Below are 25,802 nucleotides of genomic sequence, written 5' to 3'. Positions count from 1 at the left end.
ATGCAAGCAGCGGTACGTTCCCGGCAGGTGTTCCTGCTCCGTATTGTCGGCATGCTTTGCCTGTGCGGTATGGTATTGCTGGCCTGGCTACTCTACCCACCCCCTACCCAGCCCGGCCTTATGGGATGGCATCAAGCGCTTTATCGGGCGGATTTTCTGAAGCAGGTAATCTCGGACACGTCCGACACAGCACTGCCCGAGCACATTGCACCAGAAGGACCTGCAGGCCCGTGGGAAGCCATAGCGCTGCCCTATACCGACAGGTTCTCTCCCCCGGCTTTTCCCGGTTCGGACGCTTCCAGGTCAAGGACAACCACCTGGTACCGTTTCATGATCACACCACAGGTGCAGGACGCCCAAGATCCTGCGCGAACCGGGTTCTATCTGCCTGCCTGGAAAGCGCAGGGCCGCCTGAGCCTGTACCAGAATGGCGTGCTTGTCTGGTATGGGCAAAAGAATGATGCCAGTCAGGGGGCTATACAGGCGGCCGGGTATCCGCTTCTGGTACAGTTGCCTTTTTCCGGTCCATCCGTAGTCACACTGCGCATGGATATGGCTGACGGGGGGCAGGGGGCCCTTGCCCCGGCTCAGATCGGTTCCTACGACGAACTCCGGTGGCGCTATCGTATGCGCTGGGCCTTGCTTTACGCTCTGCCCGGAGCGGCTGCCATAATCCTGCTTGCAGCCAGCATCGTGCTGTCTGTTGTCTGCGGTCGCGACCTTACTCACCCTTGTCAGTATCTGAGTGCGGCGAGCATTTTTTATACGATATATGCCCTCTTTTTTCTGGGGGGAGGGCGTTTTACGTATATGCCCCAACCGTGGGTCACGTGGGGGGGCGTCAACGCCTTATGCTGGCTGATAACAACGGCATGGCTATTCTGCAGCGCCATCGCGGAAGTAAAGTCGCTCTGGCTGAAACGCCTATGGCTGGGCGGTGTCGCGGCAGGTTCTGTCATGACATTACCCGTGCTCTGCCCGCAGGCCTGGCTACCCATATTTTCGATCGGTTTCTATATCTATTGCTGTATCGTTCCATTTTCCATGCTGCCATCGTTGGCCGCTCGACTGTGGCATCGTGGAGCGCTGGCAGGTCTCGCACCAATTATCTTTAATCTGATGCTGGTGCCAGCGCTGATACACGATGTCGCGTTATCGTATGATCGTATCGGCATTGATCATGTCGATGTGGTGCCCTATCTGGCACCGCTGATCCTGTTCAGCGGTTTATACCTGCTTTACAAACGCTTTGCAGATAGCATGCGGACGGCCGAACAGGCCGCCAGGCAGCTTCAGTCGCGCTTTGAGTCGCAGGAAAACGCATTGCGCGACAGTTATGAACGCCTCAGACAGGTCGAGCAACGCGACCTTTTAAGCGCCGAACGCCAGCGCCTGATGCGCGATATGCATGACGGCCTGGGGTCGACCCTGACTGGCGCGATCCATATGACAAACGGAGACACGCCCCACGCGGTACTGCGTCAGACATTGCAAGACTGCCTGTATGACCTGAAAATTACAGTGGATTCCCTGGAATCGGTCGATGCGGATCTTCTGGTACTGCTGGCCAACCTGCGCTACCGGCTTGCCCCGCGGTTTCAGGCGCATGGCATGACACTGGAATGGTCCGTAAAGACGGTACCACCACTGGTGTGGCTGACGCCATCCGCTGCGCTGCATATTCTGCGCATTCTCCAGGAAGTTATTGCCAATATCATCAAGCACGCGGGGGCAGATCGGATCCGCGTCGCCACTACTGTGGATGGACAGGCGGTTGTTATTTTCGTCGAAGATAATGGCAAGGGATTTGTGGCAAACAAACAGACAGCGGGAGGGCGTGGCCTGCATAATATCCGCTGGCGGGCGCAGGCCATAAACAGCCGCGCACATTGGTCCGCTCTCGCCAAGGGTACCCGCTTTACGTTGTGGATGCCTATCCAGCAGCCCGACGGAGCCGTTACAACGCTTTCGCCGGGAATGTCGATTTCAGCCATGAAACGCCTTTGAGCGTTATTTATCGAAAAACCGGCCTGGCTGACGCCCCCTGATGAACCCACCCGAAAAGTACACGCCCTCCGGGCTGGGCTACGGTGACCTTTCAGAATTACATGGCCATAGCCGGAATTGACGACGCACCTCGCAGTTTGATGCGGGCCGTCAGATCAACCCGTAGCGTTCGAGTAAATTGTCGATTTCCGTGCCGTCCGTCAGGCGGTGGATCAACCCCGAACCGGGCACCTTCTTTCCGTCACGCAGCTCCGCAGCGGCTTGCAGCAGCATGCGGACATCATAGATACTGCCAAAAACTTCGGGAACCGCGCGATCGATATCCAGCAACGTGTAGACTGCCTCCATCGCCGTACGCACGGAATATTCTGTGGTGAACACCGTATCGCGCGGTGTTTCGGCAAACTGGCCGATAAAGGCGAGATTCACGCTACCATCCGGCACCACATTCGGTCGGTCCCCGGCTGAACGCGGCATGAACTGGGCTGTAATAAATGGCATCATACAGGGATGGGTCACAGCCCCTGTGGCTGCCATATCGTCAATCAACGCATCAGGCACACCCATGTGGTATAACCACTCACGGGTAATCTCCTCTCCCGTGCAATCCTGCATGGGCTTTTTCACGTAATCCCCTGGCACATCGCTGAACAGCCCGTAAAGCCAGACCACCATCTGCCCTTTCGGCTGTCCTTTGAAATGCGGCTGACGACTGACAACCCAACTCATCAACCATGCGGAATCCTGTACTGTAATAGGTCCGCCCGTCACAGTACGGCCGGAAAACGGGTCCCGCCCCGTGACTTTATGGACAAGTTCGGGAATACGCGCATCAAGCGTGGTGACAGTCGCCGACTCCCATCGCGATTTCACGGTATCGCCGCAAAATACATCCGGCCGCCCGAACGCGGGGTCCTGGGCGGCAATATTGCGCCATAACTGCCAGATATTTCCTTCCGCAATGGTCGTATCCACCATGGCAGGAGTGTGGTGATCTCCCCAACGAGAGTTTTCCACCATGGACCCATTGGTGACGAAAACCAGATCGGTCTCACTCACATCAACACCACCTGGCTGCCCGTGCTCCAGCCAGTCAATACGGGTCGCCGCTTTTTTTGCCGCCGACACGTCAACCCGTACATTGGTAACCTGTACGCCATGGCGAAAAACCACCCCCCGCTCAGACAGCCAGGTCGCCAACGGCTTGCTCAGGGATTCCTGCTGGTTGAATTTTGTGAATTTGAGAGTGTGCAGATCCTTCAATCCCAGAATCTGGTGTACGAACCGGGCAAGGTAGCGCTTCATTTCAATCGCACTATGCCATGTCTCGAACGCGAACATCGAACGCCAGAACAGCCAGAAATTCGATTTCATGAAATCGTCGGAAAGAACATCGCTGATAGTTTTGCCATCGAGCGTGGCCTCGTCCGCAAGAATGAGGGAAATGATCTCCCGCCGGGCTTTGCCGATCAGGGTCAGGCTGTCACGATCAGGCAACGCCTTGCCGCGCCCGCACATGGCGCGCACCGGGCTGCTACTGGGATCGACCCGGTTGAGACGGTAGAATTCATCCAGCACCGAGGCATCCGGCACTTCCAGCGACGGAATGGAACGGTACAGGTCCCACAGGCATTGAAACTGCTCCTCCATTTCACGCCCACCCCGGATCAGCCAGCCGGTTTCGGCACTGCCGGCACCGTCCAGCGCGCCACCGTCGGCGTCAGAGCTTTCGAGAATGGTGATTTTTTCCGCAGCCATCTGCGCGTCACGGATCAGGAAAGCCGCAACCGCCATACCGCCCAGACCACCACCGACAATCCAGACCGAGCGGTTTTCAATACCGGCGGGCTTTGCCGGGCGTACAAAAGCTTCGAAATTGCTGTGGGCGTATCTCATCGCGCGTCGCTGCTTTCAGAACCCTTATGGGCCGCTTGGATCGGGAAGACATGAGTTTGGCTATGGTATGATTTCCGCCGTCCATTTTCGTTGATATGCGTCAACACTCTGTAAACAACGGGCATAGGGGAATCATGACGGGTAAAACATCACCGCCCGGCCATATCGCCATTGGCGCTACCGACAGCCCAACGCAATTGAAAGGTGTTTGGCTGCATGCAACGTCAGCCAGCAAAGGCATAAGAACGCGGGCAACAAGAACCATTCGGAGCGAAAGCCATGAGTCAAGTCTTTGATTATAAATGAAAGACCAGGCTTTCCGGCCCATTGCGGGCCACAGATCGTGGTGTCGGTTCCGTCGTGTCATCGGAGAAACGGGGGAGTGCTTACCGATCACTGCAGCGCCGTGGAGGCATCTGGCCAATATTATTCAGTAAAATGGCGCGGCCTGGCAACAATGCCATAGGCCGCAGCCTCAAGGGCAGGAGCCCGAAAGCCGGTGTGCTGGCAGCGACGCCGGCACGTTAGGGTGAACCTGCGACGCCGGGTTCGCACTCCAGCACAAAGAGCAATACCGCCCCTTACGGTGCGACAGTCGCACGGCGGAAACGGATGATGCTGCGGGACAGGCGACCCGCCGCCCAGTTGGGCATTTTCCGCCATGGCGTCAGAACATCGGCGTATTCGCCGGTCACTGTAACCGTGCGGCGCTGCTCCGTTCCAACCCATTCCGGTGCCCAGGCGGTCTGCACACTGGTAATCCACTGGTTACCCTCGACACGGTAGCGGCCGATATAGGCAACCAGGGTTTTCATGAGATGGGCGCGATCTTCGTCATTTGTGGCGGGATGGCGGTGGCTGCCCTCAAGGTTGAAGGCAACCCAGCCATCGGGGGTAAAGATCACGCGCCCTCTGGGTGCTGGCCCCATGGCGTTGATGAAAGCACCGCTTTCCTTTTCCTCCACCCGATAGGACACGAGTTCCCATGTTCCGATGAGCTGCTGTTTCAGTTCCTCGTTTTCGACTTCAGCATGGCTATGCTGAACGACATCCTGAATTGCCATTTTTCCATTCCATTGCTGGCACAAATCGCTTGCCTGCTAGCGCTGAATTTCGCCGGCTTAGCGTCTTCGGTCTTTGTTGGGATCAACATGCCCTCTCTTCAATTTGATCGGTAGTAACATTTGAGGAAAAATAATATTACGTTGAACGCAAAAATGGAGCACTCTGTCAGGCAGGGGAGAAACAGAACTTGTCCTATGACGAAATCGGAGACCTGCGTTTTTTCATCGGTCTGGTTGATGCAGGCAGCCTGAGTGCTGGCGCGCGCAGCCTGGGAACGTCCCCCGCTGCGGTGTCCCGGCGGCTGGCCCGTCTCGAGACCCGGCTGGGCAGCACCCTTGTCATACGCAACACCCGACATTTCGGGCTGAGCGAGACCGGGCGGCTCTATTACGAGCGCGCCCTGCGCATTGTTGCCGATATCGACCAACTGGAGGAGGAGATTTCCTTCACCACCAGCGCGCCGCGCGGAACGTTGAGCATAGGAGCCCCTGTGGAACTGGGCCGCAGGCAGATCGCACCGTTCATAGAAACTTTCAGCGCCCGGCACCCCAAGCTTGCAATCAATCTCGCCCTCGCATCCGAAGGGATTTACGATTTCAGCGACTCTCTTGACGTGGTGCTCAGGCTGGGGTTGCCCGATACGCCGGGGGCGGTCGTCACGCGGCTTGCCTCCACCATCCGGGTTCTGTGTGCATCGCCGGACTACATTGCGCGCCGTTCCCTGCCTGCAAGCCCGCGCGACCTGACAAAGCACGACTGTCTCTGCCTGCGGCGGAACAAGACCATGGCCCTGCTCAACAAATGGGTGATCGGGAACGAAACGGAAACCGATGTCGTCACAGTCGAACCCCGTCTCTCGACCACAAATGCGGAAATCATTCACGACTGGGCGCTGTCGGGGCAGGGGATCGCCTACAAGCTGCTCTGCGACGTGTATCAGGACCTGGAGGAAGGCAAGCTCGTGCGCATTTTCCCCGATCTGCAGGGGGAAAAGATCGATCTCTACGCGGTCCTGCCCAGTCGCCAGCATACACGGGCAAGTATCAGGGCATTCCTGAACGATCTCAGGCCGTATATCCGCACCGCAGGCTTTCTTGACAGCACCTGAACGGTGGTGGCTGAGCCTGCGGTGCAACGAACCAGCGCGTATTTGCGGGTTGCGTCACATGACCGGGATGAATTGCCAGAACAGGCATGGCGCGACACAATGGTGGGGTTTCGTATCCATGGGTCCACCACGTGTTTCTTCGCCAACTCAGCTATCTTATCGCACTTGAGCAGTTCCGCCATTTCTCGCGCGCGGCAGAACACTGCGGCGTATCGCAGCCAGCCCTGTCCATGGCCATCCGCCAGCTTGAACACGAGCTGGGCGTGCCGATCGTGCAGCGCAACCGGCGCGTTTTCGGCTTCACGCAGGAGGGGGAGCGTGTTCTGGCCTGGGCGCGGCAAACCGTTGCCGCACTCGACGGACTTCGGCAGGAGGCCCATTTCGCCCACGATGTCGCGGGGGGCACGCTTGCCATCGGCGCCATGCCCCCTGCGGTGCAGGTTATCCCGCATCTGATGGAAAGCCTGCGGGCCGCCATTCCTGCGCTGCATGTCAAGCTCACCCTGTCCGCCAGTGCCGATATTCTTCAGGATCTGATGGAGCACCGCATCCAGATGGGGCTGATGTATCTCGATCAGGTGCCGCCGGGCGATGCGTTCATCATCCACGAACTCTATACTGAGCAACATGTGCTGGCGGCAGCCCCAGGCATGATCGCGGGCAACCGCAGGACATGCGGCTGGGACGACGTGGCCCGCCTGCCTCTGTGCCTGCTTACGCCGTCCATGCGCACCCGCCAGATTGTCGACGGATGCTTCAAAAAAGCAGGAATAAGCCCGAATGTCCTGTTCGAAACGAACTCGCTCGAACTGTTATACGGAGAGCTTCTTTCCGGTCGTCTGGCGACGGTTCTACCCGTTACAGCCCTGCCATCGCAGGGAGAGCACGCCGCAAACCTCCAGATCCGGCGCATTGCGCCGTGTCCAAGTCCTGCCGTCGGTCTGGTCAGGCTGCACCAGACCGTAACAACGGCCTTAATGGCAAAAGCGTGGGATATTGCCAGCCACCTGGTACTCAGTGACGTGCTGCACCTTTAAGACACACATTATAAGCCGTATTTATGATGAGATCATGAGAATGTCTTGGACGCCGCCCACCTGACCTTCCACTCTACCTGCCCAGCAGGAGGGGAAAGCGGCTTTGAACGGGCAGATCGCCAGCATATGGCCAGCAGATATCGCGCAAAAGTGGCGCTGGCTTCTGGCTCCCACCCACGCCGATCTCGGGTTTGCCGTCCGCACGTCCGCCGCTGCCATCCTGTCTCTGCTCATTGCCATGTGGATGGAACTGGACAGCCCGGCCTGGGCGCCATTGACCGTATGGGTCGTAGCCACTGCGTCCCGGGGGGAAACCCTGTCCAAGGCACGCTGGCGTCTGGTCGGCACCATGGTCGGGTGCTGTGTGGGCACTGGACTGATCGCGGCCTTTCCGCAGCAATCCGGCCTGTTCTTTATCTGCCTGGCGCTGTGGATCAGCCTGTGCTGCGGTTTTGCGACCTTTTTTGGCGGGTACCGTCGATACGGGTTTCTGGTCGCGAGCTTTACCTCGGTCATTGTTTCAACCGGGGCCATTCACCAGCCGGACGACGTGTTTAACGTGGCCATTGCCCGTGGCACCTACATCGTTCTCGGTATTGTCTGCGAAGCCGCGCTGGCGGCACTCTTTCTGCCCGCGGTCAGAAACCAGGCCCGGAAGCGGTTGCTGTCCCGCCTGGAACAGATGATCGAGCAGGTGTCGCGCCACGTGGCAGACACGCCCGGCAAGGTCTGGACCATAGCGACAGAACAGCAGGTGCTGGCGGCGGTCATCGCAACCAATACCCGTATCGAATACGACGTGCTGGAAATAGGACCGGGCGCACGCCGGATGGGCGACCATGCCCGTGGGGCATTGGCCTGCCTGCTGGGTGTTCTGGCACGGGCACGAGGCGGCGCCCCGGATGAGGATATCAGCAAAGGGCTGGCAGAAGCGCAGGCCCACATGCAGGCCATTGTCTACCCGAAGCGTGGGGACCGTTTTACTTTCCGCACCCGATCCCCCCGCGACAAGGCAGAGGCTTTCCGCAATGCGCTGCGGGCGTTTACGGGTATTATCGGGGCGTGGCTGCTATGGGAAATAACGGCCTGGTCCGCGGGCACTGCGTTCGTTGCATATGTGGCGCTGGTCTATGGCCTGCTGGACACGCGTGAAATTCCCGCGCTGGCGTCATCGGGCTTTTTTCGGGGGGCCTTGTGGTGTGCGGGCGTTGCGGCCGTGTTTGTTTTCATGCTTGTCCCGGCTGTAACCAGCCCGGAATGTCTGGCCTGCCTGCTCTTTATCCCCGGCATTGCAGGGGGGCTTGCTGCCCGTAATCCTGCACTGGTCAACCACGCCTTTTCGTTCAATATGTTCCTGCCCGTCCTGATCGGCCCGTCCAATCTCATGCGGGCCGATGAAATTTCCTTCCTGAACACAACGGCAGCCTTTCTGGGAGCAGTCCTGTTCGCGCGCCTGACATTCGGGGTTGTATTACCGTTCAAGGCGGACGATCACCTCCGGCGCACGGCACGCTGGGTCGGCAGGCGGCTGGAAATCCTTCCCCGGGACCGGGGCATGTCCGTGCATCGATGGCTGTCGGAAAATGCGGACAGCATGGTCAGGGCCGCACGTATGTGCCTGCGTGTACCGCAGGAGACCATGCGCCATGCCATGGCGGCACAGCTTCAGGCCATGGTACTTGGCATGTGGGTGATCGAGCTACGCGATATAGCGAACGCACCCCATACACCTGCGGCCACCCGCAGGCGGCTGAACGTCTTCCTGCGTGCATGGACGCGGAATACGCCCACCGCGATCGGAACCGCGTGTATCGTTCTGCGTAACCTTGAACGTCATGGGCAGACCAACCGGGATGTCATCACGGCGCTACAGGGTATAGCGCGCAGTTCAAACGGCGCGCCATAATTCCTTTCCGCGCAATGGCCTCGCAGCCCACTATGCCATGACCACCGGAACAGGCATGTGACCGGCATTTACGGACGGATAAAATACGGTCCGCCAATATCGCCCAGAAACCACAGAATAAGCAGGATAATAAGGATCAGTCCCAGCACACCCCCGAGCCCCTGCGCACCATACCGATTATATCCGTAATATCCACCTGTACCGCCAAAGAGCACGATCAGGATAACGATAAGTAATATCATTCCCATGTACGTAGTCCTACTGTTAACAGCGCGGCTGTTGTTTTGATCGATCGGGGGTATCGCCATGCATGATCTGGCATGAACCTGCGCCACTCAAGGCGTAACGCCCTTAATACGCGCGACACAGGGTATTGGTTGCGGCCCCGTTGCAAGACCATAACCTCCCGCAGGATATCTGCCCGTTCGATCAGCCGCACGGGCATGACATCGCCCCCTGTCCAGCACGGGAACGTGGTAGAGGATTACGGGCGGGCAATGAGACCATGCTGGTCAGCGCCCCGCCAAAACGGTCTGCTTTACGCCTGACCTGTGCAAAGTGCAGCGGCACCTTCACTGAATGAGGCAAGGTGCCAAAAATGGCGTGTAGCACCCCATACCGGCCAGCATCTTTCAGCCAACGGCCTCGGGCGATCTCGTCAGGTCCGGATTACGATCAGCCGTGCGGCAACACAATGCCACGGGGCGACACACCGCTGGACTGGAAATTGCCTGCAAACCGCGTGACCTCCCCCATCTCTACCCAATCATGCGCAACGTGTAGCGGGGTCATATAGTGTCTGAATCGTTTTTATGCGCTGTACTGCGTTCCAGTAACGCCCGTTCAAGACGCGCAGCGACTTTTTCTGCAAATCCTGTGGGAACCGCACCGCCCAGTTCGGGCAGAATGCGCTGAAGCGCCAGCACGACATCCGGCGTTGCGTCGGGCAGGGCCAGTTCCCACCACTGCAAGGCCTGCTGCACGTCTCCGGCCTCGGCCAACAGGGTCGCATAATTATGTCGGCCCCTGTAATCGCCCTCTTCGGCGGAACGGCGATACCAGTCGCGCGCCATCGCGCGGTCCTGCGTCACCACCCAGCCTTCTTCGTAAAAGCGCGCCATGATATTCATGGATTTTGCATGACCCGCTTCTGCGCCGGTGCGAAAAAGCGCAAACGCAGCAGGCAGGTCCTGCGCGCGGCCCAGACCGCGCATGGTCAGAATAGCCAGATTATAGCGACCCCAGTTGTCACCAAGCTGAGCCGCCTTTGCGTAATGTTGCCCGGCATCATCAAGACTGCGGGGGCAGCCCCAGCCAAAATGGCTGCACCGGCCAAGCATGTTATGGGCCGGACCAAAACCGGCATTGGCCGCCATGCGGAACCAGACCAGGGCCGCCTTCGGGTCCGGCGGCGTGAACGCGCTGTTGAGCAGGATCTTGCCCCACAGCACCTGATCGAGATGGTGCCCCAGCAACGCACGCTGCCGGATGGTTTCGATATCATCCGGCAGGGCAGGCTGTTCCGCGCGGGGGCGGGCTTTTCCACCCCGGCGCAGGATTTTGCCAAACAGCGTGCGTGGCATGGTGCTGATCAGTAATCGGCCGCGACGTTGAACAGGAAAGCCCGGCCAATGGACGGCGTAACGCGGTTGGAGAACAGGCTGCCGTAGTTGAGGCGGTTGTCCAGATTGTAACCGTTCATCGTGACCTTCCAGTGGTTGTCGAAGTGATGCGACACCACGGCATCGAACTCGACATTGGCAGGCACACGCGCCGTGTTGGCAGGGTCGAGGTAAACGGCCTCACGCCAGGTCAGACCACCACCGAACATGACATTATAGGGTGTCTGGGGCGCGATTTCATACGTGCTCCACACAGTTGCCTGGTTACGCGGCACAAACTGCACCTGCTTGCCACGGTTGGCCGCCGTTGCGGAAGATGTGGTCTTGCTGTCGTAACGGGCATAAGTGGCAATGATGTTCCAGTTCTTCATGATCCGCCCGGAGGCGCTCAGTTCCACACCCTGGTTGCGCTGGGTGTCGCTGGAGGCAGAGATATCGCCGTTGCTGTCGGTCTGGATGGAGTTGCCTTTTTCCAGACGGAAGACAGACGCCGTAAAGCCCATGCGGTCATGGAACGCGGAATATTTCGCACCGATTTCGTACAGGTTGCTCCGTTCGGGCTTGAACCCTTCCGTGCTGGACTTGAGCGGTTCGGAACTGTTGGTCACATACAGGCCGAGCGGGGTGGTTGACTGCGCCCAATTGAAATAGATCATGGAATGGCTGTTGGGCGTATACATGAGGCTTACGTTCGGGTTGAACGTATCCTGCTTCTGGCCCAGATAGGTATCGGCTGTAGCCGTTGACCCGCCGGTCGCGCTGTAATGGCTGTTCCAGTGATCCCAGCGGAAACCGGCCCGCACGGAAAACCATGGCACAAGCCACGCCTGTTCGGACAGGAACGCGCCAACATCCGTCGCATCGCCGGTTTTCCACTGCTTGCGGCCCACGCCACCTGGCATGTTGGTCAGGTTCTGCGGGTATTGCCCCGATCCACCCAGCACAAGCCCGGGCACGTCCCGGGACGGATTGAGCAGGCTGGTTCCCGGCCGCGTGGTGGCATAGGCATAGTTCTGGCGACGGTCATAAACGTGTTCGACATCCACGCCTGCCACGATCTGGTGCTTGATGCTGCCCGTAAAGAAGTTGGCGACGGCGGACGCCACGTTCTGCGCCGACCAGTCGTTCTGGCGATAGGGGTTGGGTCCGCCAAGACCGCCATTACGGCTGATGGTGGCAAGCTGCGGCGTGCTGGAGAACAGGTAGTTGGAGCACTGCAGGTTACACGCTTCCTGCGATGCCGAGAAATACCGGTGGTAAATGCCGAAACGCGTATCGTTATAGACCGAGACATACTGGTTGACGTCCCATTTGAGACGGCCGGTCAGCATATCGGTGCTGCTGTTGTCCTGGTCATACGTGGTGCCATACCAGTTGGTACGCGACACCCCGTATTCGGTCACGGGCTTGTTCAGACGGTTCGTAAAGGATGTCGTAGGCACACCGTAATCGGGCATACGATTATCGGACTGATGGAAATAATCGATGGTGTAGGACACTCTTTTACCCACCCCGAACGTGATGGACGGTGCAATGCCCCAGCGGTGGGAATAAAGATAATCCCGTCCTACTGTATTGTTTTCATTACCCATGGCGGAAAAACGTACGCCAATGCTGTCGGTAATCATATGGTTGACGTCGAGCGTGCCGCGATAATACGCACCGCTCCCGCCCGAGAACGTGGCGTTGACATGGTTTTTGGTCGTGGCCGTCTTGGTGGTGATGTTAATGGCCCCACCTGTCGTGCCGTTACCGAACAGTTGTGAACTGGGGCCCTTGATAACCGCCACATTTTCATAATTGAAACTGTCACGGGTATAGACCCCGAAATCGCGCAGACCGTTTTCGTAAATGTCATTCTGGGCCTGGAAACCACGGATCAGGAACTGGTCCCCAGCCATGCCACCTTCACCCTCGCCCACGGAGGCGGTAATGCCCGGCACGTTTTTCAGTGCCTCGTCAAGCGACTTCACGTTCTGCTGCTGCATCAGCATCTGCGGCACAATATCGATGGTCTGCGGTGTATGCAGGACATCCTGCGGCAGACGGCTGATACCCAGGGGCGTATGCAGCGTGTTCATGGGAGAGGCGGTAACCAGCCATTCCTCTGATTCCGTGCCGTCATCCTGCTTGTGGGTGGTCGGACCCTTGCCACCGCTGTTTGCAAGCTTGGCAGTACGCTGGGTTGCCTGCACGTCCTGCGCCGTGGCCGATGCGGGCGTGGTATCCGTGGCTGTGTCCGCGGCCATTGCCCCGTCAGTAGTGAGGGGAAGGGTGCCGTACCCAACTGCCAGGCCAAAAGCCAGTGGAGCGGAACTGATATACCGCCGGATAGGGGATGTTGCCATGAGTGCTGGGTGCCTTCTGAATAACGCCTCTGATTCGCAATTGCAAATAACTGCATATGCGAATTGCTTGCAACTCATCGCCCATGCGCGCAGATCATGGCTTCCATGAATGTGTCTTTTTTATCACAGACATTGTACAGACCCTGCGAGTTTTTGCAGGCGACCACCGCCGCAGACCAGCGGCTTCACACGCCCCGATCCGCCGAAACCGGGCATTATGTCAGGGAAGGGACCATGCCAGCAGAAATAAACATCCACCCGACAGGGGGACAGGACACACCGAGGCGTGATGTGCCAATGGCCCTCTCCGGGCTGTGGAACGCACAGTATCTATGTGTGCCGGAACCACGAACCGGAGAGAGCGCAGATCACGGATTAATGGATCACGCCGCAGGCCACGCGATCTCCCGAACCGCCAATCGGCTGGGTCTGGTAGTCGTCGGGTTTGGCATGAATGACCAACGCCGCGCCATCGGCATCGAGCAGGGCAGGGCGATTGCCTTCCCCCTTGAGGGACACAAGCGTTGTATAAAGATCAACCGTAGCGGTTCCGTCCGATGCCACAAAAAGGTTCGGCAGATCGCCTGCGTCATTCGCATTCGCGTTCAGCAGGCCATGAACGACTGGCTTTGTCGTATGAACATGAGCACCCGCACTGGTGAATTTGGGAGCCTCACACACGCCTTTTTCGTGAAAATGCATGCCATGCCAGCCCGGGGCCAGACCTTTGACCTCAACACGCAGCAAAACCCCTTTTGGCGCGTCCGTAACATGAACCGTGCCGATCTCCTTGCCATCGGTTCCTGTCAGGTTGGCCGTAGCGGTATCGGCCGCATGCCCCAGACCAGGCAGCAGGGCCAACCCGCAGGCCAGGATGGCAACTGAGCCATAACGTCGTGCAAACATATGCTCTCTCCTTTATTCAAAAGGGGTTATAACATCCGGCAAACAGGCTGCCGCAATTCACACATTATCGCAACATGGATGCCTAAGCCGTCTGTTATGGCTGTAACGCCTGTCGGCACGTTCGTATGCCTGACGACTTTCAGCGTCTGGCAGGCCGAAGCCCTTACAGATATCCTGCCCGGCGGCTTTTAGCCTTGCGGCGCCGTGCCACACATATCGGCGAATTATGGATGACATGGGCGGCAGCACCGCATAAAAAACAGCTATGAGCCTGAAGTGCCGCCACCCGACCGGATGCTTCCCCCCGTGTCACTGTTCCCTCGCAACGCCTGCCGGGTCTGACAGACCTTTTTCGTTGGCGCAACACGGAACAGAAAAGCACTTTTCCCTTCGCACCCTCTTTCCAAGACAGGGAGTGCTAATCGCTCTGGGCATGGTTGCAGGCTTAACCAGCATAGTGGCGGCAGGCCCGGCCCACGCGCAGGGGTGCCTGCCTGCGGATGACGGGCGTAATCCATGCCCGGTTGCTCTTGTTCGCCCGGCATCGCCCCCGCTGTCGGCCATGGCTCTGGTCGGGCGGGACATTTTTTTTGATCGTGCCCTTTCAGGTAGCGGGCGCCTGTCCTGTGCATCGTGCCATGTGCCACACCATGACTACGCGCCCGCAGGCAGTACCGCTTTCATGGCGGGCGGGCGCATGCTGGACAGACAGGGCAGCAGAAACGTGCCGTCCCTGAAGTATCTCGAACGTCAGCCACCTTTCAGCATCGGGCCGGATAATGCCGAGAGCGAGGGGCCGCCCCCCGTAACGACGCCCCCTCCCTCCCTGACAGGGCAAACCATTGCGCCGCAGACAAAGACCGCGCGGAATACCCAGAGTTCAGCCACGAATCTCGTCCCGCAGGGCGGACTGTTCTGGGACGGGCGGGCCGATACGCTGGAGGAACAGGCCAACGGCCCGCTGTTCAACCCCGATGAAATGGCGGCTGACAAAGCCGCCGTCATCCATCATTTGCAGAACGCACCCTATACTCATGCCCTTCTGGCGCTGAGCGGCACAAAAGCCACCACCAACCCCGGCCTTTTGCTGTCAGAAGCCCTGTTTGCCCTGGCGCGCTACCAGATCGAGGAGCCGCGCTTCCACCCTTATTCCAGCAAATTCGATCTCTGGCTTGAAGGCAAGGCCGCCTTCACCCCCGCGGAACGCCGTGGTTATCTGGCTTTCAACAACCCGGACGGGGCAAATTGTGCCGCATGCCATATAGACCAGGTGGGGCCTGACCGACTGCCCCCGCTCCTGACAGATTACCAGTTCGAAGCCCTTGGCGTGCCGGCCAATGCCCATACACCCCGCCTCACGCCTGACCTTGGACTGTGCGACAGCGGGCGCATGATTGCCAGAAAGGACGCCTATTGTGGCATGTTCCGTACCCCGAGCCTGCGCAACGTTTCGCGTCGGCGGGTTTTCTTCCACAATGGGGTGCTGACCAGCCTGACGCAGGCCATTGACTTCTACAGGCTGCGAGACCCCGAACCGCACGCCTTTTATCCGCAGGACGCCACAGGCCGCGTCATGAAATATAATGACCTGCCAGCACGCTTCGGGTCCAATATCGACGTGCAGGACAAACCATTCGGGCAGGCCGTGGGTGCGCCGCCGGCATTCAGCGAGCAGGAACGCGATGATATTATAGCTTTTTTAAAAACACTTGCTGACAGGCGCCAGGACTAGACAGATCGGGGAAGGCACCGCATATCTTGAAGATGCGGTGCAATAGGGCGTTGCCCTGTAGTAAGGCAGAAACCACGCCGTAATATTCTGTTTTTAAAGCATAAACCAATCCACATGGGAAAGCTGCCGAGTATGCCAAAACCTGTTACAAGCCTTGCTGCGATGGCATGCGCGCTCTCCCTGTGCTCGACCGCGCTGGCCACACCTGCGCCGCATACCAGAGCGGCAACGGCCACCCCCATCAAACATCTTGTTGTCATTTACCAGGAAAACGTCTCTTTCGATCATTATTTCGCGACGTATCCCCGCGCGGCCAATCCAGCGGGCGAACCCGGCTTTGTTGCCCAACGTGGCACACCCGGCGCTGACACGCTCATGGCTGCCGGCCTGCTTGAAAACAACGCCAATAGCGGTCCGGCCAACGGAGTGGACGCCGCAGCTCCGTTCCGGCTGGACCGCAGCCAGGCCGCGACGTCGGACCAGAATCACGACTATACCGCCGAGCAACTGGCCTATAATCACGGACGCGCCGATCTGTTCCCCCGCTATACCGGCACGGCGTCGCCCGGCGGTGTGGGGGCTTTTCATACGCGCGGGCAGGTCATGGGGTATTTCGACGGCAATACGGTAACGGCATTCTGGCGTTATGCACAGCGTTACGCCATGAGCGACGCCTTTTATACCGACACCTATGGTCCCTCCACCCCCGGCGCACTGGAAGTCGTATCCGGTCAGACAAACGGGATGATGATCAGGAAAACCACCCAGCACCTTGCCACAAGGGAGGTGACATCTCCGTTCATCAGCGACGGGCAGGGTGGCTTTACCATGATCAACGATATCGACCCCGCGGGAGATGTCTGCTCCACACCGTCCAATCAGGTATGGATGGCAGGGCAGAATATCGGCGACCTGCTGAACGCCGCCGCTATTACCTGGGGGGGGTTCATGGGGGGGTTCGACCTTTCGGCCCGTAATGCCAACGCCACGACAGGCTGTGCCAGAAGCACCTATTCGCCCGTCGTTGCGCAAAGCGTGGTCGACTACATTCCCCACCATAACTGGTTTCAGTATTTTCCAAGTACTGCCAACCCCGGTCATGCGCGCCCGTCTTCAACGGCGGCAATCGGGCGCACATTGCAAAGTGATGGCAAGTCCCGCGACCCGGCAAACCATGAATATGACCTGAAAGATTTTATAACCGCCGTTAAGGCAGGGAACATGCCCGCGGTATCGTTCCTGAAACTGCCGGCTTTTCAGGACGGGCACGCTGGCTACTCGAACCCGCTGGACGAACAGTCTGGCGTGGTTGGCATGGTCAATTTCATTCAAAGCAGGCCCGAGTGGAAAGACACCGCCATTCTCATCGCTTACGACGATTCCGATGGCTGGTACGACCATGCATTCGTGGCTCCCTCCCATGGTTCTTTCGACCCCGAGGCCGACCAGTTGGACGGACCGGGCCGTTGCGGCACCGCCCCAGCCCCCCCTGGCGTGGGGGGCAAGCCCGTCAATGGCCGCTGCGGCCCCGGCACCCGCGTCCCATTCCTCGTGATCTCGCCCTGGGCGCGGCGCAACCATATCGGCCATACGCTGATCACGCAGAGTTCGATCACACGCTTTATCGAAGACAACTGGCTGAACGGCCAGCGGCTGGGCAAGGGCTCTTTCGATGAGACATCGACCCCGCTGAACGGTCTTTTCAATTTCCGCGCCCGCCCCAATCCGACCCCTCTGTTCCTGACGCCCGACAAGGCCGACCCGACAACGCGCAAAAAACTCGCCCTGTAAAGCAGCTTTATAACAGGCATTGCGACAGGGCTGCCCTAAAACCGAAAGCGCATGGGCGTAACAAAACCTTTGCCAAACTAACAGGCACGCGGGCAGGCTGCCCATTGCTGACTTGACCTTACGATCCTGATTGAAGTCGCGGGAGCGCAGGCCGTCTGTCCTGCGCTCCGTATTCCTGCATCAATCGGGGTAACTGGCCCTGTAGGCCTCGGCCAGCGAGTCCTCAAGCGGGCGACCTTCCCGATACCCGTCGAGCGTGGGTGGGCGCTTGACGGCAGGCAGCAGGCGCGGGCAGGGCTCTGGCTTGCCCAGAACCGTGTTTACGGGAATACGTTCCGCATAAATCGGCAGCCTGTAGTCCTCCTCATTATCGCCAATGCCTTTTGTGCGGATCTTGGCCGATGCGCGTTCGATGTCCATGAAGATCACCGCCGTAGCCTTGATCTCCTGGTGGGAACTCTGCCGCAGCAGGGCCGTGCGTTCCGGAAACAGGCGGTCCACCATCATGACAAGCGCCCGTTCCTTTTCGGCCTGATCGCTTACAAGTCTCGCCTGTCCGAAAGCCATGACGGAACGATAATCGACGGAGTGGTTGAATCCGCAACGGGCCAGAACAAGACTGTCTATCTGCGTGACGGTCAGGCAGGCGGGCTCCCCGCCGGACAGATTGCGCAGCATGCGGCTTGCACTGCTGCCGTGCCAGTACAGCCGCGACCCCTCACGCCAGTAAAGGGTAGGCGTGCAATAGGGTTGCCCATCGATCACGTATGAGACGTGGCAGAGCATCGCGGCATCCAGCAACGCATGGATCGTCGCATGGTCGTAAGCCCCACGATCATGCAACCGCTTGACCCGATTAACCGTATCCACCGGGTACGTCGTGATATTGTCGCCTGTCATCTCATCCTCCCGCATTGTGCGACAATACGAGCATGGATAAAGTGGTTGGAACCAGTGCCAATTACAGGCAAATAATGCCAACCACTTTCAATCGCCCCGGAGCCGTGCTCGACATCCCCCTGCGGCTTGACCACAGGGTGGGAAACCAGGCGCTGCAGGTTCATGCCGGATTGCGGGCCGCCATTCTTGACGGGCGGCTGGCTGCGGGGCTGCGTCTGCCATCCAGCCGTGCGCTGGCCCAGCAACTGCATGTCAAGCGTAACGCCGTGGTCATCGCGTATGAGCATCTGCAAAGCGATGGTCTGGCAGAAGCACGCACGGGCTCAGGCACATTCGTGGCGACCCTTCCAGCCACCATGCGGCCCGCCGACCCACCACGCAGACTACCTTACGGCGCCATAAAGCCTCTGCCAGGCAAGGCTTTGGCTCTTGGCAAAACCTATGCCGACCCCCGGCTTCTGGCCCGGCTGGCCGCGGCCATGCGCCGCCGGATCATGAAGGGCGACGATCTCGAATTCGGGTTTGGCGACCCACGCGGCCACAGGATGCTGCGCGAACAGGTGGCGCGCTACCTTGCTGCCAATCGGGGAATTATGTGCGACCCGGATTGCGTCGTCATCATCAACGGTACCCAGCAGGGTCTGCGGCTCTGTGCGGAAGCACTGCTTCACCCCGGCGATACGGTATGGATGGAAGACCCCGGCTACCCCGCCGCACGCACGACCCTGCATGCCGCCGGACTCAGGATATGTTCCGTGCCGGTTGATATGGAGGGGCTGGATGTCACGCGGGGTGCAGCCGCAGCCCCCGCCGCACGAGCGGTCTATGTCACGCCGTCGCACCAGTTCCCGACCGGCGTTACCATGACCATGGCGCGCCGTACCGCTCTGGTCGCCTGGGCCCGTGCCGCCAACGCCTGGATCGTGGAAGACGACTACGACAGCGAGTTCCGCTATGCCGGGCCGCCCCTGACAGCCCTTGCGGGCATAGGTGGGGGCGACCGGGTTATTTATCTGGGCACGTTTTCCAAAATCCTGGCCCCTGGTCTGCGGCTGGCCTATATGGTGGTCCCGCCCGACGCACTGGCGGCCATTGTGGCGGCACGGGCAGGGCATGACCGCTTTCCCGCCGGGCATATGGCAGGGGCCGTAGCAGACCTGATGGACAGCGGCTTTGTGGCTGAACATATCCGCCGTATGCGCCGCCGTTACCGTACCGCGCGGGATACGGTCATTGCCACACTTCGCGCCGCCTCTGCCGGAACGCTCGACATCATCACGCCGGAACAGGGTCTGCACCTGCTGGCCCACCTGCCAGCCGACCTGCCGGCCAGTGCCGCTGCCCTCATTCGCGATCATGCCGGGGTAGAGGCCCGGCTACTGGCCGAAACCTACGCCGAGCACCCGCCGCGCCACGGCTTCATACTCGGATTCAGCGGGCATGATCTGCCAGACCTGACGGCGGCAGCCCAGGCACTGGGGCAGGCTACCCAGCAATACTGCGACAGAACCGCAACCCTGCCCTGACGAGCTCCGTCAGGCATGACATGGGATCGGGGCAACAAAATCGTCCTCCGTCCGGCAGATAAAGCGGAAACATGGGGTGCTGCTGGTGTTGTCGTAAACCGCGCAGTCCACCCGATCCTGCCCCAGCGTAAAAACAGCACTCGCCAGGGTGTTTTCATGATCCGGGTCATCCGGCTGGGTTCTGAAAATCGGCAGAGCCTTATTCTGTGTATCGCGCAGGATCTCCAGCGCAAGACCCGCATCATGGCGCTCAGCCCGCGCGATGAGTGAGTCCGCGCGCACCTGCCGAGCCCGTGATGATTGAGTGACGGTCTGCGGGGCACTCCGCATGGCATCATGCACCAGATGGTTTGCATGAGCACCAGGCGCCACGATCGGCGTGACGGATAATCCGCCATGTGTAAATTCGACACTGAGGCTGTCAGCCTCTACCGGGCGGGCCAGCGTGAGGTGAAAGCCACCGGAACGGGGCAGGGTCTCAAGCATTTCAACACACTGGGCGGTTGAACCGCAATCCAGCAGCGCGCGGGTCAGCACCATGCGGGGCAGGCCGTCTCCTCCTGCCAGCGAGCGGATGTTGTTGACCGTCATCACCACCCCCGCATCATTGAGCGAAAATGTATGGCCGGGAATGGAGGCAGGATAGACAAAGGCCGTGAACCTCCGCCCCTGCCGGGGTCTGACGGTCGCCAGCGCACAGCCAGCCCGCAGGCCCGGATCGCCATCCTCATTATGCGCGACCACCCGGGAAGGGCCTGGCAACTGCACGGTCGTGCAGCCATCGGGGTTCATGGCCCGGATATCGCCCCGGCAGTTCCAGGCGAATACAGCATCGAACGGAAGCTCCAGCCCGTCCGCCAGTCCGCGCAGTTCTTCGTAAAACTGCGGAAAACGGGTCTGTGTTAATATATGGGCCCTGTGCATGAAAGGCTGGTCACAAAAGCCGGTCACGGCCGCCCAGCCATGGGTGCGCACAAGGTATCCATGCGCAACAGCCGCACCATGCCGCCCCAGGGCATGCCCGATTTCATATGGGGTGCCACTTATATCCAGTCCGGCAAGGCGGTGTGGCTGTTCAGTGAACATGGTGCAGAAACTCACGCAGGCGGGGGTTTTCGGGGTTGTCGAGCAGCGTAGCCGGATCACCATCAACGGTAATCCTGCCGCCTTCCATAAAAATAAGCCGTGTGCCGACCTGTCTGGCAAAACCTATTTCATGGGTCACGACGATCATGGTCATGCCCTCCTGCGCGAGAGATTGCATGACCTGCAACACTTCCTGCCGCAGTTCGGGGTCCAGCGCCGATGTGGGCTCATCGAACAGCATGAGCTTGGGTTTGACAGCCAGGGCCCGCGCAATGGCGACGCGCTGCTGCTGCCCCCCCGACAGTTCGGACGGATAATGGTGGCCACGCTCGGCAAGCCCCACCCTTGCCAGCAGCATTCCTGCCTGTTCCAGGGCCGCGGCCCGTCCGGCACCCCGCACATGCCGGGGCCCAAAGGCCACGTTTTCAAGCGCGGTCAGTTGCGGGAAAAGGTTGAACTGCTGGAAGACCATCCCCGCTTCCTGGCGCAGCGCACGGATACGGGCCGGTTTTTCATGCACACTGATCCCGTCCACAACCAGATCGCCACCGTCTATGGTTTCCAGCGCGTTGATGCACCGCAGCAGGGTGGATTTGCCCGAGCCCGACGGGCCAATCAGCACCACAACCTCAGCAGGGTCTATGCGCAGGTCCACGTCACGCAGGACCGTCACCTTGCCGAAGGTTTTGGTCACATTCCGGAATTCGACGATACTCATAGAATGCGCATCCTTTTTTCAGTCAGGCGCAGGGCAAGGGTCAGGATGCTGGTCATGATCAGGTACAGGATGGCAACGGCCGTCCAGATTTCTACCGCGCGAAAGTTCGAGGCCATGATTTCCTGCCCCTCACGCGTGAGTTCACCCACACCAATGGCGATAAACAGCGACGTATCCTTGAGACTGATGATAAACTGGTTGCCCAAAGGCGGTATGACCCTGCGCAGGGCAATGGGGCCGATGACGAAAACCAGCACTTTCCAGCCTGGCAGGCCCAACGCCAAGCCTGCCTCCTTCAAGCCCCTGTTGACGGACAGAAGAGCACCGCGCACAATTTCGGCAATATAGGCCCCGGCGTTGATGACAATGGTGGCAATAGCGGCACTCAGCGGCGTGATCCGGATATGCGCCAGCATGGGCAGGGCGAAATAAATGAACATGACCTGCACCACAATGGGTGTGCCGCGTATGAGTTCGACATAAATCAGGGCAATGGCATTTAGCGGCCTGTTGCCGAATGCGCGCGCAAAACCGGCAAGAACGCCTATCACTGTGCCGCCCACAAGCCCCGCGGCCGAGATAAGAACGGTCAGCTTCGCCCCACCCAGAAGTGCTGGCAAAGCTTCGACAACCACCGACCAGTCGAAATCCATTGGCTTACTCCCCTTGGTCTCTGGGCAAGGTTGAAACGGTTCAGAGTTTGGGGGCTACGCCGAACCATTTTTTATAGATGGCGTCATATGTCCCGTCCTTGCGGAGCCGGGCGAGCGACGCATTGACCCTGGCTACAAGCGGGCTGCCTTTGGGAAAACCGAAACCATATTGCTGCGCCATCATCTGCGCGCCTACGGTTTTGACTTTCCCGCGTCCGATTGTGTTGATGTAGTACAGCACGTTGGGTGTGTCGTGCATGGCCGCATCGACCCGCCCGGTCATGAGTTCCAGATAGGCGTTGTCGAAATTCGGAAACAGACGGAACTCGGTATCCTTGAAGTGGTCCTTGGCATAATCGGCCGAAGCCGTACCGGTCTTGAGCGCCAGGCTTCGGCCCTTCAGATCCTCAACCCCGGTTATGGGGCTGTCCACGGGCACCATCAGCATGACGCCGCTATCGTAATAGCTGTCGGAAAAATCGATAACCCTGCGCCGTATTTCCTTGATGGTCATGCCAGATACCGCGACATCCACCTGCGCGGTCTGCAAGGCGGGCACAATACCGCTGAAATCCATGGGTTGAAGGGTGTATGTCACGCCGATATCCTTGGCGATGGCGTCCCACAGATCGATATCGAAGCCGACATACCTGCCACCCTGCTTGAATTCGAACGGCATGAAGGCCGTATCGGTCGCCACGACAAGATCGGCCGCGCAAGCGGGAACCACCGACAGAACCAGCGCGAAAAGCCCCAGCAACCAGGGGGTGATACGCATTGTCATAAAAAACGTCCTCTCCATCCGAAAACACGCATCACCCGCCCCGACACCGCTTTTCCTAACGTCATATCGCAACGAGAGCGGCATCGACCGCATCGCCCAGCCGTTCGACAATCGCCCCTATATCGGCCTGCCCGACAATGAAGGGCGGCGCTATCAGCACATGATCGCCACTCTGGCCGTCTACGGTGCCCCCCATGGGGTAAACCATCAGGCCACGCGCCAGAGCCTCCTGCTTGATACGGGCATGCAGTTTCAGCCCGGCATCGAAAGGGGTCTTGCTGGCACGGTCGCGCACCAGTTCCACCGCACGAAACAGGCCACGGCCACGCATATCCCCGATATGAGGATGTTCCCCAAAACGGGCCTCCAGTCCCGCCTGCAGGAAATCCCCCATAATCCGCACGTTACCCAGCAGACCATCACGCTTGACCACGGTCTGCACAGCAAGGCCTGCGGCAGCGGCCATCGGGTGTCCGGCATAGGTATGTCCGTGCTGGAAAAACCCCGACCCGTTGGCAAATGTATCGAAAATACGCCCCGACAGCAGCACCGCGCCCACCGGCTGATAGCCACCGCCCAAGCCTTTGGCGATCGTCATGATATCGGGCGATATGCCGTCCTGTTCGCAGGCATGCAGCGTGCCGGTGCGGCCCATGCCGCACATCACCTCATCCAGTATCAGCAAAACGCCGTATTTGTCGCATATTCTGCGAATATGTCTGAAATAGTCCGCAACCGGAGGCACGGCCCCGGCAGTTGCCCCCACGACGGTTTCCGCCACGAACGCCATGACCTCATCGGCACCGAGTTCGAGAATTTTTGCCTCAAGCTCGTTCGCCGTGCGTTCGGCATAGGCAGCATCGCTTTCACCTTCATGCCTGCCGCGATAGGCAAAGCAGGGGGCTATATGGTGGGTTTCGATCAAGAGGGGACGAAATCTGGCGCGGCGCCATTCATTACCACCCGTCGCAAGCGCCCCCAGCGTATTGCCATGGTAGCTTTGCCTGCGTGCAATGATATGCCGCCGCCCGGCCTCTCCCTTTTCGACATAATACTGCCGCGCCATCTTCAGTGCGGCCTCGACCGCTTCGGACCCACCGCTGACAAGGTAGACGTGCTCAAGCCCTGCCGGTGCGTCAGCTATAAGCATATCCGCCAGCTCCTCCGCCACCCGGGTCGTAAAAAAGCTGGTATGGGCATAGGCCAGCCGGTCAAGCTGGGCATGCAGCGCAGCCTGAACCTCCGCATGGTTATGTCCCAGACAGGACACCGCCGCGCCGCCGGAGGCATCGATATAGGATTTTCCGTCTGCATCGTACAGATGAATACCCTTGCCCCCCACGGCGACAGGCAAATGTCCATGAATGGAACGATGCAGCAGATGCGTCATGAACCTGTCCTGACAGAAGGGGTGGGAAGATGCGCCTGAATGGCCTCAAGCCACGCATCGGAACGTTGGAGGGCGGCCAGCGTACGCTCACCGCCATGGCCGGCTATCAGGGCGCCTAACACCTCGGCCACGGCAAAGGCCGGCACCAGGCTGTGAAAAAACGACGGGCTTTCGGTCTGCACCAGGATGGAGGCATCCGCCAGACGGGCGAGGGGCGATACCTCACTGTCGGTCAAGGCAATAATGGGCACACCCAGGTGTTTTGCATATTCGGCCACCTCTATGCTTGCACGGGTATAAGGCATGATGCTCACAACCAGCAGCGCGTCCTGCCGGTCCGCCCGGGCGATCGGGTCGATCCCGGTCCCTGCGATACCGTCGAGCAACACGGACTTTCCGCCGCTGAGCGACAGAATATAATGCAGGTGCCACACAACGGGATGACTGGCGCGCAGGCCCAGACAATATACCATGCGGGCACGGCTCAGGCAGGCGGCTGCCTGCGCGATACGGGGCAGGGCGTGGGGGGTCGCAAGCTGGCCGACCTGCTCGCGCATGGCGGAAAGGATTGCCGCCGCCAGAGCGCCATCGCCCAACAGTTTCTGGTGCTGTGCCTGAGCCCCGGCCTTGTCCGCAAAACCGGCCAGCCTGTCGCGCATGGCATCTTTGTACAGCGTGCGTATGGCGTCGTAACCGTCATACCCGAGATGCTTGGCAAGGCGGGTCATGGTTGCCGGCTGCAACTCCGCCCGCCGTGCCTGTTCGCGCATGGACAGCAAGGCGACGTCGCGCGGGTTGTCGACAACATACCGCGCCGCAGCCTGCAACTGCGGAGAAAGCGATTCAAAACCCGCGACAAGCGCGTCGTTCAGGGGGCCTTTGTCCACGATTTACCTTGCGGATCATATGCTGAAAGGAATGAAACATATGTATCGCAATTAGAAAATAAAATACAAATGTTTCTTTCGTTGATCACTGAAAAAGGCCGCCCGCCAATCGACAACGCTTTATTCATCAATTAATGAATTATACCGAGCCCCTCATAATGCTCGGCCTCACGCACACCCCAACCCGATGAGGCACAGAGAGGGGAGGGCGAATTTTCAGACCCCATCCTTAAGGGAGGTTTTTATTAAGAGGCTGTTTCGAAAGTCGGCGGCAGAGGGCTGGCGAGGGATTTTTTGGCCTGAAAAGGCGGATTTGAAGCCACGATGCGGGGCATCGGGGCAAGAATCCAACGTATTCAGGCCGGAAAAGACCCGCTCAGACCGACCCGACTAACTTTTGAAACAGCCTCTAAGCAGTGGGAGCAAGCAGAGCATTATAC

The 25,802-nt window shown here is 59.3% G+C and carries 20 protein-coding genes; 7 read left to right on the top strand and 13 right to left on the bottom strand.

Annotated elements, in window-relative coordinates; translation table 11 throughout:
• On the top strand, positions 1 to 2,007 hold the full coding sequence (locus ABF990_RS01775) for a sensor histidine kinase (RefSeq protein ID WP_415499827.1): 2,007 nt from the start codon (positions 1 to 3) through the stop codon (positions 2,005 to 2,007).
• Positions 2,008 to 2,157: 150 nt separating this feature from the next.
• On the opposite strand, the gene ABF990_RS01770 is transcribed toward ABF990_RS01775, so the two are convergent.
• The gene (locus ABF990_RS01770) at positions 2,158 to 3,903 is read right to left on the bottom strand and encodes an oleate hydratase (protein WP_415499829.1); all 1,746 of its coding nucleotides are present in this window, start codon (positions 3,901 to 3,903) and stop codon (positions 2,158 to 2,160) included.
• A gap of 581 nt (positions 3,904 to 4,484) precedes the next feature.
• Entirely contained in the window at positions 4,485 to 4,967 is a 483-nt protein-coding gene (locus ABF990_RS01765; RefSeq protein ID WP_415490145.1) for a lipocalin-like domain-containing protein, read from the bottom strand.
• A gap of 188 nt (positions 4,968 to 5,155) precedes the next feature.
• On the opposite strand from ABF990_RS01765, the gene ABF990_RS01760 reads away from it, so the two are divergent.
• From ABF990_RS01760 to ABF990_RS01750, 3 genes are all read left to right on the top strand, one after another.
• Positions 5,156 to 6,076, top strand: coding sequence for a LysR family transcriptional regulator (locus ABF990_RS01760; protein WP_415490144.1), 921 nt, complete (start codon positions 5,156 to 5,158; stop codon positions 6,074 to 6,076).
• 131 nt (positions 6,077 to 6,207) lie between these two features.
• A complete protein-coding gene (locus ABF990_RS01755; RefSeq protein WP_415490143.1) occupies positions 6,208 to 7,113 on the top strand; it encodes a LysR substrate-binding domain-containing protein in 906 nt (301 codons plus the stop codon).
• Between the two features lie 103 nt (positions 7,114 to 7,216).
• Complete coding sequence (locus tag ABF990_RS01750; RefSeq protein ID WP_415490142.1) at positions 7,217 to 9,019, top strand: FUSC family protein; 1,803 nt, start codon at positions 7,217 to 7,219, stop codon at positions 9,017 to 9,019.
• Positions 9,020 to 9,087: 68 nt separating this feature from the next.
• Here the strand turns inward: ABF990_RS01750 and ABF990_RS01745 are convergent, their stop codons facing one another.
• The 4 genes from ABF990_RS01745 to sodC all read right to left on the bottom strand — a co-directional run bounded on the left by ABF990_RS01745 (position 9,088) and on the right by sodC (position 13,895).
• On the bottom strand, positions 9,088 to 9,261 hold the full coding sequence (locus ABF990_RS01745) for a DUF3309 family protein (RefSeq protein WP_415490141.1): 174 nt from the start codon (positions 9,259 to 9,261) through the stop codon (positions 9,088 to 9,090).
• Between the two features lie 546 nt (positions 9,262 to 9,807).
• The gene (locus tag ABF990_RS01740; protein WP_415499830.1) at positions 9,808 to 10,602 is read right to left on the bottom strand and encodes a tetratricopeptide repeat protein; all 795 of its coding nucleotides are present in this window, start codon (positions 10,600 to 10,602) and stop codon (positions 9,808 to 9,810) included.
• An 8-nt stretch (positions 10,603 to 10,610) separates the two neighbouring features.
• Positions 10,611 to 12,989, bottom strand: a complete 2,379-nt coding sequence (locus ABF990_RS01735; RefSeq protein WP_415490139.1) for a TonB-dependent receptor — start codon at positions 12,987 to 12,989, stop codon at positions 10,611 to 10,613.
• Positions 12,990 to 13,364: 375 nt separating this feature from the next.
• Positions 13,365 to 13,895, bottom strand: coding sequence for a superoxide dismutase[Cu-Zn] (gene sodC, locus ABF990_RS01730; protein ID WP_415490138.1), 531 nt, complete (start codon positions 13,893 to 13,895; stop codon positions 13,365 to 13,367).
• A 433-nt stretch (positions 13,896 to 14,328) separates the two neighbouring features.
• Here sodC and ABF990_RS01725 point away from each other — a divergent pair, with 433 nt between their 5' ends.
• Complete coding sequence (locus ABF990_RS01725; protein WP_415490137.1) at positions 14,329 to 15,627, top strand: cytochrome-c peroxidase; 1,299 nt, start codon at positions 14,329 to 14,331, stop codon at positions 15,625 to 15,627.
• A 132-nt stretch (positions 15,628 to 15,759) separates the two neighbouring features.
• On the top strand, positions 15,760 to 17,418 hold the full coding sequence (locus tag ABF990_RS01720) for a phospholipase C (RefSeq protein WP_415490136.1): 1,659 nt from the start codon (positions 15,760 to 15,762) through the stop codon (positions 17,416 to 17,418).
• Between the two features lie 180 nt (positions 17,419 to 17,598).
• Here the strand turns inward: ABF990_RS01720 and ABF990_RS01715 are convergent, their stop codons facing one another.
• Positions 17,599 to 18,318, bottom strand: coding sequence for a pyridoxamine 5'-phosphate oxidase family protein (locus ABF990_RS01715; RefSeq protein ID WP_415490135.1), 720 nt, complete (start codon positions 18,316 to 18,318; stop codon positions 17,599 to 17,601).
• Positions 18,319 to 18,422: 104 nt separating this feature from the next.
• Between ABF990_RS01715 and ABF990_RS01710 the strand changes: the two genes are divergently transcribed.
• Positions 18,423 to 19,844, top strand: coding sequence for a PLP-dependent aminotransferase family protein (locus ABF990_RS01710; RefSeq protein ID WP_415490134.1), 1,422 nt, complete (start codon positions 18,423 to 18,425; stop codon positions 19,842 to 19,844).
• 9 nt (positions 19,845 to 19,853) lie between these two features.
• On the opposite strand, the gene ABF990_RS01705 is transcribed toward ABF990_RS01710, so the two are convergent.
• The 6 genes from ABF990_RS01705 to ABF990_RS01680 all read right to left on the bottom strand — a co-directional run bounded on the left by ABF990_RS01705 (position 19,854) and on the right by ABF990_RS01680 (position 25,362).
• Positions 19,854 to 20,930 carry a C45 family autoproteolytic acyltransferase/hydolase gene (locus tag ABF990_RS01705; RefSeq protein WP_415490133.1) on the bottom strand — a complete coding sequence of 359 codons (1,077 nt, stop codon included), beginning with the start codon at positions 20,928 to 20,930 and terminating at the stop codon, positions 19,854 to 19,856.
• Positions 20,920 to 21,642 (bottom strand): glutamine ABC transporter ATP-binding protein GlnQ, encoded by a 723-nt coding sequence (glnQ, locus tag ABF990_RS01700; RefSeq protein WP_415490222.1) that lies wholly within the window; start codon positions 21,640 to 21,642, stop codon positions 20,920 to 20,922. The genes ABF990_RS01705 and glnQ overlap by 11 nt, the downstream gene beginning before the upstream one ends.
• Positions 21,643 to 21,644: 2 nt before the next feature.
• Entirely contained in the window at positions 21,645 to 22,301 is a 657-nt protein-coding gene (gene glnP / locus ABF990_RS01695) for a glutamine ABC transporter permease GlnP (RefSeq protein WP_415490132.1), read from the bottom strand.
• A gap of 40 nt (positions 22,302 to 22,341) precedes the next feature.
• The gene (gene glnH / locus ABF990_RS01690) at positions 22,342 to 23,085 is read right to left on the bottom strand and encodes a glutamine ABC transporter substrate-binding protein GlnH (RefSeq protein ID WP_415490131.1); all 744 of its coding nucleotides are present in this window, start codon (positions 23,083 to 23,085) and stop codon (positions 22,342 to 22,344) included.
• 61 nt (positions 23,086 to 23,146) lie between these two features.
• Positions 23,147 to 24,475: an aspartate aminotransferase family protein gene (locus ABF990_RS01685; protein WP_415490130.1), complete on the bottom strand. Its 1,329-nt coding sequence runs from the start codon at positions 24,473 to 24,475 to the stop codon at positions 23,147 to 23,149.
• On the bottom strand, positions 24,472 to 25,362 hold the full coding sequence (locus ABF990_RS01680) for a MurR/RpiR family transcriptional regulator (RefSeq protein ID WP_415490129.1): 891 nt from the start codon (positions 25,360 to 25,362) through the stop codon (positions 24,472 to 24,474). The genes ABF990_RS01685 and ABF990_RS01680 overlap by 4 nt, the downstream gene beginning before the upstream one ends.
• Positions 25,363 to 25,802: the final 440 nt, after the last annotated feature.

It is taken from the genome of Acetobacter sp. (genome assembly GCF_047723915.1).
GTDB lineage: Bacteria > Pseudomonadota > Alphaproteobacteria > Acetobacterales > Acetobacteraceae > Acetobacter.
This window is presented reverse-complemented; position numbering and strand designations above follow the sequence as displayed.